The 1,133-nt window shown below is 62.8% G+C and carries 1 protein-coding gene; it reads right to left on the reverse strand.

Going from position 1 to position 1,133, the window contains the following annotated elements; translation table 11 throughout:
- A partial coding sequence (locus tag Q0176_RS00315; RefSeq protein ID WP_299297884.1) for a lipid II flippase MurJ occupies positions 1-687 on the reverse strand: 687 nt, incomplete at its 3' end.
- Positions 688-1,133 lie beyond the last annotated feature (446 nt).

The raw sequence follows: 1,133 nt of genomic DNA on the forward strand, positions 1-1,133 counted from the left end.
CATCCGGCGCAGGTCGGGGTCCCCAAGGTTCGGACGCCCCGGCAGCAGAGGGGCGCCGAGGCGGAAGCCCCAGAGCCACTGGCTCACGAAGTGCACCGCCCCACCGCAGAGCACGGCGGTGGACAGTCCGTAGACGCCCCACCGGGCGGCGAGGAACGGTGCGGCGGCGATGAAGGTCAGGTTGCTGAGCGCGGGGGCCAGGGCGGGCATGAAAAAGGACCCCATGCTGTTCAGCGCGCCCATCGTCAGGGCGGCCAGGGAGATGAGGATCAGGAAGGGAAACATCCAGCGCGTCAGCCCGGTGGCGAGCGCCGCGGTCTCCGCATCGAACCCGGGCGCCATGATATGCGTCAGGACCGGTGCCAGACCGATGCCGGCGAGCGTCACGAGCCCCGAGGCCGCGATCAGGACGCTCATGGCCTGCCGCCCCAGGGAGAGAGCGCGCTCCCGGCTCTCCTGGAGCGCCTGGGAGAAGACGGGGACGAACGCCGCCGACAGGGCCCCCTCCGCCACGAGCTGCCGGGCCAGGTTGGCCAGCGTGTAGGCGACGTTGAAGGCATCGAGGCTCCGCGTCGCGCCGAAGAAGGCGGCGACGAGGACCTCTCGGGCCAGGCCCAACACCCGGCTCACCAGCGTTCCCGCCATCATCAGCATGGCGTGGCGCACCATACGGGAAGATCCCTGCACTTTATCCAGCCCCCTCCAACAGGCTATTGTACCGCAGGAAGGGGCGGATCCCGACGGAACACAAAAAAGAGCACGGGAAAAAGAACTCCTGTTCTCCACATATACATATGATTTGTTTTTTTGATTATCGTCTACACAGGTAAACGCCACGTGCGTTACGGTACGCTCCCGATCGAGGCCTGGGCGATGGACGAGAACGGCCATGTCCTGCAGTCCCCCAGGCAGGTTGGACCGTATCGCACGCAAGAAGGCGACGACGAGGACCTCGTGGGCCGGGCTCAGCACCCGGAGGGTGAAGTGCTATAATCAACCGCCCGAGCAGGTTTTCTGGGACTGTTCTCGGGAAAAAGCCTGTTCATGAGGATAAAACGTTTATATTTATACGAGGGGTGATTTGAAGTTGGATATATTTACTCATCAATTTGACATGATTAAAGCAATGAGGT

This window comes from uncultured Fretibacterium sp. (genome assembly GCF_938040765.1).
Taxonomy (GTDB): domain Bacteria; phylum Synergistota; class Synergistia; order Synergistales; family Aminobacteriaceae; genus CAJPSE01.